This is a genomic window from Nitrosospira sp. TNL200 (assembly GCF_055386305.1).
In genome coordinates, this window is record NZ_AP041003.1 from 1,413,293 (window position 1) to 1,430,479 (window position 17,187).

Below are 17,187 nucleotides of genomic sequence, written 5' to 3' on the forward strand. Positions count from 1 at the left end.
GTTAACGCGCGAATTTCCGCACCACTGCCATCAGCTCGTCTATCGCCTCGTCTCCCTTGCCCGACTTGATGGCTCCCTGCAGGCAGCCATGAGTGTGATTTTCCAGCAGCAGCATGGCTACGGCGTCGAGCGCGGATTTCAGCGCGGAGATCTGGTTCAGGATGTCAACGCAATAACGGTCTTCCGATACCATCTTGTTGACACCCCGCACCTGGCCCTCGATACGGTTGAGGCGCTTGATCAAGGCTTCCTTGCCTGGCTGCACCACTGGCAGGGATTCGCGGGGCCCCTTTCTAGATGGCGACTTCAAACCCGGCATCTCCAATTGCTTTCCTGAACTGATCCGTGTTAGCTGCGGCATCATCATAGTGGATGGTTGCCTGTTTTTGATCCAGCGATACTTCCACGCCGGCCACGCCGGGAATCTTCTCCAGCACGTTCTTGACGCTATTGACGCAACCCATGCACGTCATCCCTTCGATATTTATGACTTCCGTTTGCACTTCCGCACTCCTTTGCATTTCATGATTTTCACGATTAATCCCCTCCGCCGCCTGCCTGCCAGCGGCGCAGCAGCAGGGAGTTGCTGACCACGGATACCGAACTCATCGCCATCGCGGCGCCCGCTATGACAGGGTTGAGCAACCCCACGGCCGCCAGCGGTATCCCCAATATGTTGTAAATGAAGGCGAAGAAAAGATTCTGGCGGATTTTTCTCAGCGTGGCCCGGGAAAGCGAGATGGCGTCTGCCACGCTCATGAGGTCGCTACGCATGAGCGTGATGTCGGCCGCCTCGATCGCCACGTCGGAACCTGCGCCGATGGCGAAGCTCACATCGGCGGCCGCCAGCGCCGGCGCATCGTTGACGCCATCTCCCACCATCCCGGTAAGCCTGCCACTGCCTTTCATGCGATCGACCTCGGCTACTTTATCCTGCGGCAGCACTTCCGCGCGGTAGTTGCTTATGCCCGCCTGTTTCGCTATGGCAGCGGCAGTCGCGGCGTTGTCGCCGGTGAGCATAACGACTTCGATGCCAAGTGCCTGAAGCCGCGATATTGCCGGCCCTGAGCTGGGCCGCAGCCGGTCGGCAATGGCGATATAACCCAGAACCGTGGTTCCAGCGGGTTTATTCCCGGCGGGCGGGGTTGACGCTTCTGCTGCCAGGCCGACGACGGTCTTGCCTTCGGCCTGGAGGTTGGCGATCGTGCCGGCATCGATGCCTGTACCGTGATCCAGCAGGAAGCTGGGCGAGCCTAGCAGGTATTTCACCCCATCGGCTCGGGCGGTGATGCCGCCACCGGGAATGGCATTGAAATCGCTCATTGGCTGGGGACGAATACCCATGACGCCAGCACGTTCCATTACCGCTCTGGCCAGGGGATGCTCCGATCCCTGCTCCAGCGTGGCGGCTGCCTGCATCAGCGCTTGCTCTGTCGTCCATCCTGCTGCAACGATATCGGTAACCACGGGCCTGCCTTCGGTCAGCGTACCAGTCTTGTCCACTATCAGCACCTGGATTTTTTCCGCCAGTTCCAGTGCAGCGGCATTCCTGACCAGCACACCGGCCTGGGCTCCCCGCCCCGTGCCGACCATGATGGCGGTAGGGGTCGCCAATCCCAATGCGCAGGGGCAGGCGATGACCATTACCGCCACGGCGTTGATGAGTGCCGGCACGAATCCGCCACCCAGCCACCATGTCAAGATCAGGGTCAGCGCACTTAGCGTGATCACTATAGGGACAAATATCCCCGCGATTCTGTCGGCCATGCGCTGGATGGGCGCCTTGGACCCTTGCGCCGTTTCGACCAGGCGTATGATGGCGGCAAGCTGGGTGTGCGCACCGACTCCGGTAGCGCGGCACTTGAGCAAACCTTGCTGGTTCGTCGTTGCCGCATATACTTTCTCCCCGGCCTGTTTCGTAACAGGCAGGCTTTCTCCTGTCAGCATCGCTTCATTCACGTTGGAAGCGCCCTCGATCACCACGCCATCCACCGGGAAGTTCTCTCCCGGGCGCACGATAAAAATATCGCCCCCCTTAAGCGAACCCGCATTCACCTCGACGATCTTGCCCTGACGTTCTATTCGGGCTATCCTGGGTTGCAGGCTGACAAGCTGCTCTATCGCAGCCGAAGTCCTGCCTTTTGCCCGCGCTTCCATCAGCTTGCCCAGAAGCACCAGCGTGATGATGGCTGCGCTTGCTTCAAAATAGACATGTTGATCCATTCCCAGCAGGGTTACGGCTGCGCTGAAAAAATACGCCATGCTGGTGCCCAACGCCACCAGTACATCCATGTTGGCGCTTCCGCCACGCAGCGCATGCCAGGCTCCTGTATAAAAGCGCTTGCCTACCCAGAACTGCACCGGAGTCGCCAGCGCCCATTGCAGCCAGCGCGGCAACTCGGCATGCTCGCCCCAGAGCATGGGAATCATCTGGGCCATCAGGGGCAGGGCAAGAATGGCGGAAATCCAGAACATCCGGCGTTCCGTCTGATAAGCGGTCATTTTTCGCGCTTTCTCTTTTGCCCGGCTGCTTTTGGTGATTTCACTGGCGCCATAGCCTGCCCGGGCTACCGCGGCGATGAGGCCGTCCACTGATGTCGTGCCGGGTATGAAGCTGACATTTGCCACCTCGGTGGCAAGGTTGACAGTGGCGGTAACGCCGGGCTGCTTGCTCAGCGCCTTCTCTATACGGCCGCTGCATGCCGCGCATGTCATGCCTGTGATCTGCAGCTGCACGGTTTGGGGAACCACGTGAAAACCGGTTTTCTCGATTGAACGGACAAGTTCTTCTGGTTGCGTCCTGGCCTCATCGAACTCCACCCTTGCTTTTTCGCTGGCGAAATTAACGTTGGCATGCACGCCGGGAAGCTTGTTCAGGGTTTTCTCGATCCGCGCCGCGCAGGCTGAGCAGGTCATGCCTTCGATAGGTAGTTCTATCTGTTTGAGAGTAAGCGAACTCATGAGTAGTCCCACATGACTGATCTTTATTCGACTGCATCAAGCCGCATTGGAATGATGCACATTTGTTCAATATATACCTCATTGGGGTATAAGTCAAATACCCCGTACCTGTATACTAAGGAAGCGCTGAACAAATCATCATTTGATCGAAGATGGCACGAGCAGGCGGCACTCATTCATCATTTACATCGACGCGGGCAAGAAATGCCTGCTCTGCTCCTGTTTTTGGGCGGCATTTGCCCTGTTTTCCCGCGAATTTCATCGTTTCGCCTATTTCAGGACGCACCTTGGGCGTCGAGTGCAAACCGTCGCCGCTTGGCGATCAGCAGATTCGCCAATCCGAAGAGGGTATAAAGCTGTGCCGTGTTTTTGGCCAGTCCGCGATAGCGCACCTTCTTCATGCCGAAGAGGTTCTTGACGATGTGGAAGGGATGCTCGACCTTGGCCCGCACACTCGCCTTGATCTGCTCGATCTGCTCCTTCAGGCGGCCAATTGGAGTATCCGGCAACGTCTTGCGCTTGCCGGGGCGCATCGCTACTTCCCATTGAACTTCGGTATTCAGGTTCTCTTCCCGTTTCTCGACACCCTGATAGCCAGCGTCGCCAAAGACAACCTTCTCATTCCCATGCAACAGCGCATGGGCTTGGGTAACGTCATGGGTATTGGCTGGCGTGGTAACCAGCGTATGGGTAATGCCAGACTCGACATCGACGCCAATGTGGGCCTTCATGCCAAAGTGCCACTGGTTGCCTTTCCTGGCTTGGTGCATCTCTGGATCACGCCCGCCACTCTGGTTTTTGGTCGAGGACGGGGCTGCGATGATCGTCGCATCGACGACGGTGCCCTCCTTGAGAATCAACCCCTTCACGGCCAGCAAGGTATTGATGGCGGCAAAGATGCGCTCGGTCAGCTTGTTGTCTTCAAGCAGGCGACGGAACTTGAGCAGGGTGGTGGCATCCGGTGCCGACTCACGCAACAGGTCAATCCCGACAAAGGACCGGAGAGCCTGACTGTCGTAAATGGCATCTTCAATGCCTTCATCCGAAAGACCAAAGCATTGCTGGGCGATGTACATGCGCAGCATGCGTTCCACGCCAATCGGTGGACGACCACGGCCTGTGCCCTTGGGGTAGAATGGCTCAATCTCGGCCACCAGTGCCAACCACGGTGTCACAGCATTGATCTGGCCGAGAAATCGGTCGCGTCGCGTCACCTTCTTCTTCGCCGCGTATTCCAGGTCAGAAAAACTCCCTTGCATCGCCAAGTGCCTATCTGTTTTCAATGCACCAATTCTCGCATGTCATCCACTGCCTCCGTTCGTCAAAATGCATTAAATCAGCGTTTCCTTAAGGTTGACTGCGCCGTTTCTCGCCGGGCAAATTATTCATGGTTCGCACTTTCGCTCTTTTTTAAATGATATTTCCCGCATTCGATGAAGCAGGTGCGATGAACCAGGAGTATGCGTTTCGCCTGAATTCACAAGCCATCGTCATATGTGCTCTATGTATGGTGCCGAACAGAGCGGTTCATCCGTGTTCGCTAGCATGCCCATCATCCCGCTATTGTTAGGAGCGGATAAAGACCGGCGGGGCCTTGTTGCTCAGGCAGAGGCCGCGCCGGGAAAGTTCTTCGTTGCTCAAACAGGAGGCGCATCATGATTTCGGATAGAGGCAGAAATGGCAATGACAGAGGCGGCGGCGAGAGCAGGCGAGGCTTTGCTTCCATGGATGAAGCCAAGCAGCGCGAAATAGCAAGCAAGGGTGGCAAAGCGGCGCACGAGAAGGGAACTGCCCATGAATTCACATCCGAAGAAGCGCGCGCGGCAGGCAGGAAGGGTGGAGAGGCTCGCGGAAGGGGCGCATCCAGCCGTAAAAACGCTGCGTCTGCAACTCGTGGGGAGGTTCTTAGCACAGCCCGCCAAAGGTGAGAGGCACCACCAGGAAGTACTGAGGTGTATTACTGAGGTGTATTGAGGATAGGAAATGGGCGGGCAGTCAGCAGGTCGCCAGCCGTTATTTTAATTGCGGCAATATCAGTCAGTCTGTCTTCATGTCGAGATCAAGCCGGCCATATGGATTGAGATGGCGGATTGACATGGTGGGTTGACATGTTTCCCGATAAGCGCGGCCAAGGCGATGCAGTAGCCGTATGACGTAAATTTTCCCTGTCAGTCCGGCTGCGGCAATACTTTCCAGATCGGCGCAGATGCGCCAGTGGCGCCGTTCACTGGTATCGCAATGCCGGAGGCCGCGACCATTGTCGCGCGCCTCATGACTACTCCGGTTTATCTGCAACGTTCCGCGGGGAACCCGGATTTATTTCGCTTGCATGCCGTTCACCTGGACTTCGACGCGGCGATCGGGCTGCAGGCAGGCGATTAAAGTCGGGTTCCGCTCCGTGCCCTTACATGCGTCACCAGTGATTGGATCGGCCATTCCCTTGCCCTCAATCCTGATTTTCTCAGGATCCACTCCTTTCGATACCAGATAGTTTTTGACCTCTCTGGCGCGAATCCGGGAAAGCTGGTTGTTATAGGCTTCAGAACCAATACGGTCCGTGTAACCGACAATATTGATCGAATCATAACGAAGCGTTTTTAACTTGAGCGCAAGTTCATCCAGTTGATCGCGCGATGGTCCCTGCTTCAACATGGTTTTATCAAAATCGAACAGCTCATCCGTAGCAAAGCGTATCCTGTCAGGCACTTCTGACGTGGTGGGAGCAGCAGCGGGGGAAGCGTCAGAGACGGGAGCAAGGGCAGCGACAGGGGCAGCAGTAGACGCATCGGCAGGAGTGGTTGATGAGGTTGCTGCTGTCTTCTCCGGCTCACTGATCTTCATGAACACGCTGCTGAAACCTAGGGCAAACTCCAGGCCTCTGTTTGTAGACACAAACACGATATTTACGCCGTTCTGATTTCTCAATGCGGCGGCGGAACCGCCGCCTGCCAGCGTCAATCCGGCATCAGCTCCTACATAATTGCCATTGAAGTCGTCGAGGTTATTCAGGCCATATACCTTGCCAACCGCGTCGATACTGGAAATGCCAATGTCAACAAGCGAAAACCCTTGTAGTTCCACCGGATAGTCCTTCCCCCGGTAAGTTAGCGTGCCGTTGCCCCAACTGAAGCCAAAACCGAGCGCAAACGAAGTTGCCTCCAGTTTAATGGTTGCGTCGGGTTGTTGCTCCTCGGCTTGAGCCCCATTCAATCCCAGGCTAAAGACAACTGCCGTTACGAATCCCAATATCCATTTTAATTTCATTTTGAATACTCCTCATTATCAGGGTTTTGCCGATACAGTGATTCCGCACGAGCCTCATCCATTTGGAAGGATCAAACATTTGTATTTCATACTATATATAGCCGTTGCTGACATGCTGTCAAGTCAAATCTGGTGAAGGGGAGGCGGGGTTGGCTGCAGCGGAAGCCAGCCCCGCCCCGGCTCTGTATGCTGCCGAACAGAACATTGGCAACCCAGCTCATTACCATGGCATCATTCTCTGCTTTTAATAGCAATAAACGAGATAAAGTTCCCAGGGTTTAGCGCCGATATCGATATTTTTGGCCGTTCTGGGAAAAGACAATCCCTTGAAACAGGAGACTGACCATGATCTCAGATAAAGATAGACTTAGCAGTGACAGAAGCGCTGGCGAGAGCAGGCGGGGTTTTGCCTCGATGGACGTAGGCAGGCAGCGTGAAATAGCCAGTCAGGGTGGAAAAGCGGCCCACCAGAAAGGCACGGCCCACGAATTTACTTCTGAAGAGGCGCGTGCAGCCGGCCGGAAAGGCGGACAGGCTGCCCATGAGAAAGGCACTGCCCACGAATTCGATTCGCAAGAGGCGCGTACAGCCGGCCGCAAAGGCGGGCACGCAGCTCATGAAAAGGGCACTGCGCACGAATTCAGCTCGGACGAGGCACGCGAAGCTGGCAAAAAAGGCGGTGAATCGCGCGGTAGAAGCCACGCCGGCGGTTCAGGCTCATCTTCGTCCAGCGGAAAGAATCGCTAGAAGTCCGGTCGCCAGCAGTCCGGCTTGAAAGGTGAGGGGGCGAAAGCCCCTCTTCATAGGTATTGTTTTCGATAGTCCCGGTATTTATGCAGCAAGCCGGGCAATCAGTTTTTCGGCGTCAAACGGCGCCCTCACCTTCACGTCATTATCGAAATAGCAATAAATGTCCCGGGTGGAGCGGCCAGGGCACGCATCCGATAGCAGGTGGGGGCTGTCAAGGCAGGATCCCGAATGCCAGGCGTGAATGCGCGCAGCCCAGCACGATAAAGCCTCATCGGTGTAGCCGCTTGCATAGATTTCCTTGTCGCCGTGCAGGCGAAGATAGAGGAAATCCGCCGTTACATCCTCGCAATGAGGCCATTTTCCTGCCGTGTCTGCCACTACCAATGCAATATTGTGCTCGCGCAGCAGTTGCACGAAGGATTCATCGACAAAACTTTTGTGCCGAATTTCGACCGCGTGGCGCAGCGGACGCGCGGCGTCGATCGCCAAGTGCACGCGGCCGGTCATATGGGGCTCCCGGTGCCTGGCAAGGCTGAGGGCCTGGGAAGTATCGCGGGGCAGAAGCGCGAAGAAACCCCGCATCTTTTCGGGATCGTAACGAAAGCTGGGTGGGAATTGCCACAGGATGGGGCCGAGCTTTTCCCGCAAGTTGAAAATGCCTGATGCGAAAAAATTGGAAAGAGGACCGGAGATATCGTGCAGCCGCCGGATATGGGTGATATAGCGCGGACCCTTGATGCTGAAAACGAAGCTGGGAGGGGTATCGTGATACCAGCGCTCGAAGCTTTCCGGCCTTTGCAGCGAATAAAATGTTCCGTTTATTTCTATTGACGGCAGTTTATGGGAAGCATATTCGAGCTCGCGATGCTGCGGCAGGCCCGGAGGGTAGAATATGCCACGCCATGGGGGATACCGCCAGCCGGAGATTCCGATGAATATGCCATCCATTCGTAATCAGCCCCGCCTGCCCGGCAGTTCGTTTTCGCCGCCGGCACAGGCTGGTGGCACGTAGCAGTTCAGCGCACGAAGCGGGTTCTTTCGTTTCATCCATGCCTCCATCTCTCCGGCAGGCTCAAGCTATCGCCACATGCTCGAAAAACAACGTGAAAGCCCTGACGAAGGCTACAGTTTTCAGGCGGTGCGGAGGTAGGGTCTTGCCAGCCTGATATCCGCTTCAAACTCCTCATATTCCTCAGCCTTGTTTTCCTCGGGCACGCGCAGCAGGAAGGAAGGGTGGACCGTAATCAATAACGCTATATTCGATGCGTATCGCGGATCTTTCCCCGATTTGCTCCGATTGGCGTCGCAAGGCCCAGAAGCGCGCGGGCTGCGGTTGCGCCCAGGGCTACGAGCAGGCGAGGGGCTACAAGTTCGATATCACGCCTTAACCATTGATTGCATGTGATAATTTCAGCATCTACAGGCTTTTTGTGAAGACGGCGCTTGCCGCGAAGCGCGAACTTGAAGTGCTTGACCGCGTTCGTGACATAGACCTCTTCACGAGGTATGCCGGATGACGCCAGTGCCTGGGACAGAAGCCGGCCCGCAGGGCCAACGAATGGACGTCCCATGAGATCTTCCTGGTCTCCCGGTTGCTCGCCGACGAGCATGATGGGCGCATGAGATGGATCTTCCCCAAAAACGGTTTGGGTGGCATTTTTCCATAAGGGGCAGGCATGGCAATCCGCAGCAGCCTTTCGCACTGCCTCGATGGTATCTCCTGCCTTGCCGGCAGGATAGAGATCATGTTCTACAGCAGTTTTCACCGTAGATTCCTGTTGCCGTTCATGACGATGGACGGGGTCGGCGCCCGGACTGGAAGCCAGGACGCAGACCTGACCCTGAGAGCTTTTGACAATTACTCTGACCGATGATGCGATATAATGTTCAGCAATATTCCTTCTCGTGCCAGGCGAGCCCCATCCAGCCCATACAGCGGACAGATCCTGGCCAGAAACTTGCATTTCCGGGTTGACATTGACTCAAATTCCAGTATCCTACCAAGGTAGCCTGAATGGTCGGCAAGTCTGACAAATGAGACATTCTGGAGGAAATATGCAGTATTACAACGAGGGTACCGGCGGTGCGTAACGGTATTTCCGCCGTGTTATTATAAAGACCCAACCTCTGCGTTGGGTCTTTTGCTTTGTATAGTCCATTCTTCCGCTTTATCCCGCCCATCACCCCTGCTAAAGTCAATGCTTGACCGTATCATGCTGTGGTTCCGGCCCAGCCGGGTGCTCGGTCTTTTACTGTTTACGGAGCTGATCGCTTTTGTGCTATTCGCAGGGTGGGAACTGGTCTGGTTCCAGTTCACCTTTTTCAGTCATCCTCCACCTGCACTCGATACGCAGAAATGGATTCTTCTCATCACGCTGGCTTCCGCCCTCACCGGCTGGATAATCACGGCCATGGTCACCGTGAGAAATTCCATCAAGCAGCATACCATCAATGCCTTGCTACAGTCCCGGCTTTCCGCCACCTACATGGCTCATGCGGATGTGGTCAACAGGAATTTCATAGCCCCTGACGGAAGCCTCAGGCCACTCCTGCAGTCCGAGCTGGAAGCGCAAAGCGATGCCACCCAGGACAAGCTGAACTCGCTTCGATACATTCTCAACTATATCGAATTCATCTCGATAGGCATCCGATACGGGGATCTTCATGAAAGCCTGCTGAAGAGCAGCCTGCGCGGGATCGTTCTCAATGCGTTCCAGTTCTCGGAAGCATATATAAAACACAGCCAGAAGACGAATCTGAAATCCTATGAAAATCTGGTATGGCTGAAAAACCGCTGGATGAAATAATAGCTGGATGAAATAAGATGCATCAATCTTTCCCGGCCGTCGCAGTGGATTTATCCTGTCCTGCCGGAGAGCAAGGCGGCTCATCGGCCGGCAGTTCGAACCAGAATACGCTCCCCGCTCCAACGGTGCTTTCCACCCCGATCTCGCCTCCCATCAGTTCGATCAACTGTTTCGTTACTACCAGTCCGATACCTGTGCCTTCCACCGAGCCTGCTTCTTGCCCAAGCCGGTTGAACTGCTGGAAAAGTTGAGCGAGTTTTTCCGGAGACAATCCCGGACCCTTATCCTTGACGCTGATACGGATGCGCTCTGGCGATACCGCTTCGAGAGCCACTTCCACCGTACCTCTTTCACGATTGTACTTGACCGCATTGGACAGGAGATTGATCAATATCTGCTTCACCCGCGTCCGATCGCCCTTGACGTACAGATGGAGATCAGGCGGCGGAAAGGTGATCTGGATGTCCCGCTCCTGAGCCAGGGGTTCTATCATGGTGCGGCATTCCGGCATGACCTCGGCCATGCACACAGGCTCATGCTCAACCACGAGCCTGCCGGATTCGAGAGCCGCGAGATCCAGGATTTTGTTGATCAGTTCAAGCAGATACCACCCCGCGCTGGTAATCTCCTTCAGCATGGTTGCCTGGCTGAACGTGGGGGGAGGCGTGCTCGACTCCATCAATTGCGCGAAGCCGAGCATGACATTGAGCGGCGAGCGCAACTCATGGCTCATCCGGGAAAGAAAATCTGATTTCGCGACATTGGCTTTTTCCGCATCGGTCTTGGCCTTGATCAATTCCGTCTCGATCAGCTTTCTCTCCGCAATATCGCGCCGCAACTCCGCGTTGACCTGGGCGAGTTCCTTCGTGCGCGTGGCAATGAGATCTTCCAGCCGATAGCGATGCTCGCGCAATTCCGCCTCGACCCGCTTGCTTTCGGTGATATCCACCAGAATGCCTTGAAGAAACAGCGAGCGACCCGTTTCATCCCGCACCACGCTGGCTTCATCCCGGAACCACAAAACCTTGCCGTCCCTGGACAGCAGCCGGTACTCGCACCGCAGCGGCGTGCCAGTGGCGCCGCTCTTTGCACGCTCTTCAAGCGCATAATCCCGGTCTTCCGGATGAGTTTGCGCGAGGAGGATTTCAGGATTGCTCAACCACTCTTCCGAAGTAAACCCCAGTTTTTCGATCTGTCCGCTGACATAAAGGAAGCGGTGGGTCCCTTCCAGTTCGGCAATATAGGCGATAGCAGGAATTCTCTCGACCAGGGAGCGATATTTTGCTTCGGTCTGGGATAATTTCTCTTCCGTAAGTTTCTTTTCCGCGAGGATCCGCCGCTCTTTCAATACCCGCTCGATGACTGCTGGCAGCAATTGCAGGTATTGCTGCTCCACATCCTTGATCAGGTAATCGCGCGCGCCGCGCTTCATGGCTTCTACCGCGATGGTGGTATTGTCCGCGCCGGTCAGCATCATCACCGGGATGGCAATTTCGCCGGTATCGCTCGTCAATGCCGCAAGAAACTCCAGGCCATTCAGGTCAGGCAGATGATAGTCGAGCAGCACGCAATCCGGTTTTTGCGCATGCGCCGCCTGCAATCCTTCGTGCCCCGACTCGGCTTCGGAAAGGACAAACTCATAATCCGTGTTTCGCGTGAGCGCCCGGCGGCATGCCATGCGGTCAACGGCGTCATCCTCGACCAGGAGGACGCGAATCATCGGTTTATTCAAGGCGGAGCCGCTCATATTGGAACCGTATGTCTCACTTGAATGTCGTCAGGGCATCTCGCTGATGGTCCAGTAGGCGTCGATGGAACGCATGACCTCGACGAATTGCCGGTAATCCACCGGCTTGGCCATGTAGCCCGCCACGCCCAGATTGAAGCTGTTCACCTTATCCTGCTGCTCCTCCGATGTCGTCAGCACCACCACCGGAATGCACCGCACCTTGCTGTCATTTTTGACGACCTGCAGAAATTCGATGCCATTCATGATCGGCATATTGAGATCGAGCAGGATGATGCAGGGTTTTTCCTTTTGAGGATCTCTGAGGTAATTGACTGCGTCCTCGCCATTTTCCAGATGCACGAGCGGATTGGTGACATGGATTTCTTTCAGCGCGCGCATGACGGTCATGGTGTCCACCTGATCATCTTCAACCAGGAGAATGGGCTTATTCGTGATTTTCACGTTGTTTCTTTCCTATGCAAGTTAATGATTCGGTGCAACCCGGGGCAGAGTAAAAAAGAATGTCGCGCCCTGTCCCACGGTGGATTCGATCCAGATGGATCCCCCATATATTTCGACGATTTTTTTTACCAGTGTCAAACCCACGCCAGTGCTTTCTATGCGGTCGCGCGGGGCCAGGGTCTGAAAAAGATGGAAGATCCGGTCGAAGTGCCGCGTCTCGATACCGGGGCCGTTATCGGTTACGCTGAACTTCCAGTATTCGCCCTCCGCGCTGCAGCCCACGCAGATTTCGCATTTTGGCTTATCCGAGTATTTGATGGCATTGGAAAACAGATTCTGAAATACCTGCTCTATTCTTGTCCGTTCAGTAACGAGGGTGGGCAGGGAGTTCTCCACAGCAATAGTGACGTTGGACGGCGGAGAAATCAAGTCGACCACATCCCGAACTGCCTGATTGAGGTCTACCGCGACCAGGGCTTCTCTCACCCGGCCTACGCGTGAGTATTGGAGAATGCCATCGATCAGGTTGCCCATGCGGTGGACCCTGCTGATCAGCAGACGCATATGCTCCTTACCCTCGTTATCAAATTTTTCCGAATAATCGTGAGAAAGCCAGTCCGCTAAGGCGCCGATCGCGCGCAGCGGCGCCTTGAGGTCGTGGGAAACCACGTAGGCAAAGCTCTTGAGCTCCTCATTGGCACTTTCCAGTTCGCTCATCAGGCGGGTTTTCTGCTCTTCAGCCTGCTTGCGCTCGCTGATATCGCGCATGATGCCTACGTACGTGTGATGCTCTCCATCCTGCATTTCGACCGCTGCCAGATCCATGGGAAATACCGTGCCATCCTTGCGTCTCCCAGTTGTTTCATGCGTCACGCCGGATGCCTTGGTTCGCCATTGCACGTAATCAGTTTCAAAATAATCGTATTGCATACTCTCGCCTGCGACGCGCAAGGGGAAGAGCAAGTTTGCATTTTGCCCGATAATCTCGTGCCCCTGGTAGCCGAATATCTGCTCCGCCGCGGGATTGAAGGTCTTGATCACGCGTTGCTCGTCGATGGAAACAACACCATCGATCATGGTTCGCAATAAGGCGCTGGTGTGTGCCTCGCTATCGCGCACCTTGCAGATGGTATCGACCAGGCTGTCCCGCATTTCCTTGAGCGCCTGCATGAGGTGACCGATCTCATCCCTCGAATGGGGGACGATTTCCTGCGTGAGGTTGCCTGCCGCCACGCTGCGGGCGATTTCGACGACTCTTTCCAAGGGCCGGAAAATCGCATCGCTCAGCATGATGCCGATCAGCACTGCCAGTAATAGAGCGACCACTATGGATGCGATCAGGATATTGCGTATGCTTTTATAACTACTCACGGTTTCGTTATATTCCTGCTCGATCTCGTCCAGTTGCAGTGAAACAAGCGCTTTGAGGCTTTTGTTCAGGGGTATATACAGGGGGCGGATCTTTTCAATGACAAGACGGTGCGCCTCCTCGATCTCATTTGCGCGCAACGCCGCAATTGCCGGCTGGAGACCCTCGCCCAGAAATTGCGCGCGGGTATAGGTAAGTTCTGCTGCCAGGCCTTTTTCTTTTTCCGTCAAATAAGTGACGAGGTATTCATTCCAGATATGTTCGATTACCTTGTTGTTTTCCTCCACCTGTGACGTTTTGGCGGCAATGGTTGCTGGGTCCGGCACGACCAGCGCGGATGTGATGGCCAACTTGTTCTGCAGCAGGCGCGTTTCGATATCCGACATCTGCGTCAGGGGGACGGCGCGATCGTGATAAACCGTTTTTATGCCATCGATAGCCCTGCTCATGCCAACCAAGCCGAGCATCTGCACCCCCAGCAGAAATGCCACCAGTAGTGAAAGCGTAAGAATGAGACGCGACTTGATGGTCAGCTTCTTGAATATAAAGCCTGAATTCTTCAAAGCACCTATCCTCGTGAGCGATTCCCGGATGCAATGCGGCGGACTGCCATGGCGCCCGGGATTCGCGAGCATTCAGGAAATAATAACCTCTTTAATATTGCCTTAATGGTCTTTTTAAAGCTTTTGCAAAGCTGCTTCTCCCGTTGTCAGGCGTTTTCGTTACGCCTGTAACTGGAGCAGGGGAGGTTCCTTCACGCAATAAAAAGGTAAAAACCCTTGGTTCGCCCGCAGTGAATCATGCATGAATCCTGTTTGTTCCGCGTGCGTATCAGGCAAGAAAACCAGCCTCTTGCGCGAGAATGTGTTCAAGGATAAACATAATGGACTATTGACAGAATACAAGCACTGCTAAAAAATCAAAAAACATGGAAAGCCGTTTATTTCCTTGGGTTGCATTTTTTCCGGTTTTCGTCCCAGGCTGCCGGGAACTGGAGGAAGTGACCGATCGAATCGATGTCATCTTGAAAGGATAGCTCAACATGAAGCTCAATGCCTTACTTGCTGCAGGTTTATTCGCGGGCGTGGTCTCAACGGCAACGGCCGGGCAGTCGGTGTATACAGCTACGCTCGATGGTTCGAGCGAGTCTTCGCCAAATAGCTCCACCGGAACCGGCACGGCAATCGTCACGATCGATTCCGATCAGTTGACCATGCGGGTCCAGGAAAGCTTCAGCAATCTTGCGGCTGGCGTTACCGCTTCCCATATCCACTGCTGCACAGGCATGCCCGGTAGCGGTACCGCCGGGGTAGCTACCGTGACACCAACCTTCACGGATTTTCCATCCGGCGTGATGAGCGGTACCTACGATCACACATTCGACATGACGCAGGCCTCGAGCTACAACAGCGCATTCATCACATCCAATGGCGGAATAAACGGGGCCTTTCAGGCTCTGGTGGCCGGCCTCAATGGCGGCACCGCTTATGCCAATATTCATTCCACCGATTTCCCGATGGGCGAAATACGCGGCTTTCTGCACGCAGCGCCCATACCGGAACCTGAAACCTATGCGATGCTGCTCGCAGGGCTGGGCCTGATTGGCGCAATAGCTCGACGCCGCCGGATCTGAGCCGGAGAATATACCGGCAAAAAGGGGCTGGCGACGGCCCCTTGCATGATTTCGCGCCCCTTTTTCTGCGCGAGAGCCCTGAGCATTCAGTCCAGGCCTGCATGTTGTATGAACGACAGGCTGGGATTGTCCGGTTCGGTTACGCGCAGCTGAGCGCACTCGCCACTTCGCCAATCGGCAATCCCTTCAGATTGTTTGTATTACTTATCTCAGGTAACTGGGCGGGATGGTTATGCCATGCATCGATGCGTCCATGAGATCTCGCAGAGATGATTGCGGGCTACGCCGCGTCTTGCAGAGCTGCGGCTCGAAAGCCAATACGCCTCTCTAACCCCATATGCTAAAATCCTGGCGCTTGCGGAGGGTCTTTCTTCTTTTCCTGGCAGCCAATGCGGCCAGACCCGGTGCTCCGAAAGAGGCTCATTCATGCAAATCCCTTTGCCCGGATGGTGAAATAGGTAGACACAAGGGACTTAAAATCCCTCGGGCTTAATCGCCCATGCCGGTTCGATCCCGGCTCCGGGCACCATCATTTCAATATATTAGAATATCTCCCGCTCGACTATTGTTCTCATTTTTTGCTTGTGGGGCACTAACGGGACACTACGGATAAGGATTTTCCTCGCATTACTACAATAAGGTATTAGCTTCATGGATCCGATCAATCAATAGGCCTATTCTAACAGGCTCTAAGCGAAGTCACTGACGAGCTGGAGCACGGGTTCAAGAAACAGCTTTGCTTCATTCGACGAAGTTCCCGCCCTTAAGAACGCAGGAATCAGCTCCAAGAATTCCGCCTTAGAGCAGGGCAAGTGCTCAAGCAAGGCATCTATCATTTCCTGCCTGAGAAGACGTTGTTCTTCTGGCGTATCCGGAAAGATCGGTTTGATATGAAGCATGTCGAACGAATGCAAGCGCTCCTGCAGGCTCATGTCAGCTGTCTGTTCGCCCTCCCAAATCTCAATCTGGATGTTCTCGTCCGCCTGCTCCAACAGCTCGATTTCGGCACTGATCTCGCTTATTATTTCCGTTTCGGAAGTTGGTGTCCTTAGGGAAGCGCTGAACAAATCATCATTTGATCGAAGATGGCACGAGCAGGCGGCACTCATTCATCATTTACATCGACGCGGGCAAGAAATGCCTGCTCTGCTCCTGTTTTTGGGCGGCATTTGCCCTGTTTTCCCGCGAATTTCATCGTTTCGCCTATTTCAGGACGCACCTTGGGCGTCGAGTGCAAACCGTCGCCGCTTGGCGATCAGCAGATTCGCCAATCCGAAGAGGGTATAAAGCTGTGCCGTGTTTTTGGCCAGTCCGCGATAGCGCACCTTCTTCATGCCGAAGAGGTTCTTGACGATGTGGAAGGGATGCTCGACCTTGGCCCGCACACTCGCCTTGATCTGCTCGATCTGCTCCTTCAGGCGGCCAATTGGAGTATCCGGCAACGTCTTGCGCTTGCCGGGGCGCATCGCTACTTCCCATTGAACTTCGGTATTCAGGTTCTCTTCCCGTTTCTCGACACCCTGATAGCCAGCGTCGCCAAAGACAACCTTCTCATTCCCATGCAACAGCGCATGGGCTTGGGTAACGTCATGGGTATTGGCTGGCGTGGTAACCAGCGTATGGGTAATGCCAGACTCGACATCGACGCCAATGTGGGCCTTCATGCCAAAGTGCCACTGGTTGCCTTTCCTGGCTTGGTGCATCTCTGGATCACGCCCGCCACTCTGGTTTTTGGTCGAGGACGGGGCTGCGATGATCGTCGCATCGACGACGGTGCCCTCCTTGAGAATCAACCCCTTCACGGCCAGCAAGGTATTGATGGCGGCAAAGATGCGCTCGGTCAGCTTGTTGTCTTCAAGCAGGCGACGGAACTTGAGCAGGGTGGTGGCATCCGGTGCCGACTCACGCAACAGGTCAATCCCGACAAAGGACCGGAGAGCCTGACTGTCGTAAATGGCATCTTCAATGCCTTCATCCGAAAGACCAAAGCATTGCTGGGCGATGTACATGCGCAGCATGCGTTCCACGCCAATCGGTGGACGACCACGGCCTGTGCCCTTGGGGTAGAATGGCTCAATCTCGGCCACCAGTGCCAACCACGGTGTCACAGCATTGATCTGGCCGAGAAATCGGTCGCGTCGCGTCACCTTCTTCTTCGCCGCGTATTCCAGGTCAGAAAAACTCCCTTGCATCGCCAAGTGCCTATCTGTTT

General features: G+C 55.0%; 16 protein-coding genes and 1 tRNA gene. 5 read left to right on the plus strand and 12 right to left on the minus strand.

What is annotated here, in order from left to right; genetic code table 11:
* Window position 1 precedes the first annotated feature (1 nt).
* The 4 genes from ACZ5CE_RS06260 to ACZ5CE_RS06275 form a co-directional block, all read right to left on the minus strand.
* Complete coding sequence (locus tag ACZ5CE_RS06260; RefSeq protein ID WP_464577004.1) at window positions 2-319, minus strand: metal-sensitive transcriptional regulator; 318 nt, start codon at window positions 317-319, stop codon at window positions 2-4.
* The gene (locus ACZ5CE_RS06265) at window positions 294-503 is read right to left on the minus strand and encodes a heavy-metal-associated domain-containing protein (protein ID WP_464577005.1); all 210 of its coding nucleotides are present in this window, start codon (window positions 501-503) and stop codon (window positions 294-296) included. Before ACZ5CE_RS06265 ends, ACZ5CE_RS06260 begins: the two co-directional genes overlap by 26 nt.
* A 34-nt stretch (window positions 504-537) precedes the next feature.
* Window positions 538-2,961, minus strand: a complete 2,424-nt coding sequence (locus tag ACZ5CE_RS06270) for a heavy metal translocating P-type ATPase (RefSeq protein ID WP_464577007.1) — start codon at window positions 2,959-2,961, stop codon at window positions 538-540.
* 275 nt (window positions 2,962-3,236) lie between these two features.
* A complete protein-coding gene (locus tag ACZ5CE_RS06275) occupies window positions 3,237-4,220 on the minus strand; it encodes an IS5 family transposase (RefSeq protein ID WP_464574943.1) in 984 nt (327 codons plus the stop codon).
* Window positions 4,221-4,616: 396 nt separating this feature from the next.
* Here ACZ5CE_RS06275 and ACZ5CE_RS06280 point away from each other — a divergent pair, with 396 nt between their 5' ends.
* Window positions 4,617-4,889 carry a KGG domain-containing protein gene (locus ACZ5CE_RS06280; RefSeq protein WP_464577009.1) on the plus strand — a complete coding sequence of 91 codons (273 nt, stop codon included), beginning with the start codon at window positions 4,617-4,619 and terminating at the stop codon, window positions 4,887-4,889.
* A gap of 388 nt (window positions 4,890-5,277) precedes the next feature.
* Here ACZ5CE_RS06280 and ACZ5CE_RS06285 read toward each other — a convergent pair whose 3' ends face one another.
* Window positions 5,278-6,225 carry an EipA family protein gene (locus ACZ5CE_RS06285; RefSeq protein ID WP_464577011.1) on the minus strand — a complete coding sequence of 316 codons (948 nt, stop codon included), beginning with the start codon at window positions 6,223-6,225 and terminating at the stop codon, window positions 5,278-5,280.
* Window positions 6,226-6,570: 345 nt separating this feature from the next.
* Here ACZ5CE_RS06285 and ACZ5CE_RS06290 point away from each other — a divergent pair, with 345 nt between their 5' ends.
* Window positions 6,571-6,972 (plus strand): KGG domain-containing protein, encoded by a 402-nt coding sequence (locus ACZ5CE_RS06290; protein ID WP_464577012.1) that lies wholly within the window; start codon window positions 6,571-6,573, stop codon window positions 6,970-6,972.
* A gap of 84 nt (window positions 6,973-7,056) precedes the next feature.
* On the opposite strand, the gene ACZ5CE_RS06295 is transcribed toward ACZ5CE_RS06290, so the two are convergent.
* Together ACZ5CE_RS06295 and ACZ5CE_RS06300 are read right to left on the minus strand one after the other, a co-directional pair.
* Window positions 7,057-7,923 carry a DUF72 domain-containing protein gene (locus ACZ5CE_RS06295; protein ID WP_464577014.1) on the minus strand — a complete coding sequence of 289 codons (867 nt, stop codon included), beginning with the start codon at window positions 7,921-7,923 and terminating at the stop codon, window positions 7,057-7,059.
* A gap of 305 nt (window positions 7,924-8,228) precedes the next feature.
* Window positions 8,229-8,939 (minus strand): UdgX family uracil-DNA binding protein, encoded by a 711-nt coding sequence (locus ACZ5CE_RS06300; RefSeq protein ID WP_464577015.1) that lies wholly within the window; start codon window positions 8,937-8,939, stop codon window positions 8,229-8,231.
* Between the two features lie 234 nt (window positions 8,940-9,173).
* On the opposite strand from ACZ5CE_RS06300, the gene ACZ5CE_RS06305 reads away from it, so the two are divergent.
* Entirely contained in the window at window positions 9,174-9,782 is a 609-nt protein-coding gene (locus ACZ5CE_RS06305) for a DUF4760 domain-containing protein (RefSeq protein ID WP_464577017.1), read from the plus strand.
* Between the two features lie 22 nt (window positions 9,783-9,804).
* Here the strand turns inward: ACZ5CE_RS06305 and ACZ5CE_RS06310 are convergent, their stop codons facing one another.
* From ACZ5CE_RS06310 to ACZ5CE_RS06320, 3 genes are read right to left on the minus strand one after another with little or no spacing between them, the layout of a single operon-like run.
* Entirely contained in the window at window positions 9,805-11,502 is a 1,698-nt protein-coding gene (locus tag ACZ5CE_RS06310) for an ATP-binding protein (RefSeq protein ID WP_464577018.1), read from the minus strand.
* Window positions 11,503-11,559: 57 nt separating this feature from the next.
* A complete protein-coding gene (locus ACZ5CE_RS06315; RefSeq protein ID WP_464577020.1) occupies window positions 11,560-11,973 on the minus strand; it encodes a response regulator in 414 nt (137 codons plus the stop codon).
* Window positions 11,974-11,994: 21 nt separating this feature from the next.
* A complete protein-coding gene (locus ACZ5CE_RS06320) occupies window positions 11,995-13,905 on the minus strand; it encodes a Tar ligand binding domain-containing protein (protein WP_464577022.1) in 1,911 nt (636 codons plus the stop codon).
* 479 nt (window positions 13,906-14,384) lie between these two features.
* Here ACZ5CE_RS06320 and ACZ5CE_RS06325 point away from each other — a divergent pair, with 479 nt between their 5' ends.
* Entirely contained in the window at window positions 14,385-14,975 is a 591-nt protein-coding gene (locus ACZ5CE_RS06325; protein ID WP_464577024.1) for a CHRD domain-containing protein, read from the plus strand.
* A gap of 440 nt (window positions 14,976-15,415) precedes the next feature.
* Window positions 15,416-15,504: transfer RNA gene (locus ACZ5CE_RS06330), tRNA-Leu, on the plus strand.
* 160 nt (window positions 15,505-15,664) lie between these two features.
* Here the strand turns inward: ACZ5CE_RS06330 and ACZ5CE_RS06335 are convergent.
* Together ACZ5CE_RS06335 and ACZ5CE_RS06340 are read right to left on the minus strand one after the other, a co-directional pair.
* Window positions 15,665-16,084 (minus strand): hypothetical protein, encoded by a 420-nt coding sequence (locus tag ACZ5CE_RS06335; protein ID WP_464577025.1) that lies wholly within the window; start codon window positions 16,082-16,084, stop codon window positions 15,665-15,667.
* Between the two features lie 99 nt (window positions 16,085-16,183).
* The gene (locus ACZ5CE_RS06340; protein WP_464574943.1) at window positions 16,184-17,167 is read right to left on the minus strand and encodes an IS5 family transposase; all 984 of its coding nucleotides are present in this window, start codon (window positions 17,165-17,167) and stop codon (window positions 16,184-16,186) included.
* Window positions 17,168-17,187: the final 20 nt, after the last annotated feature.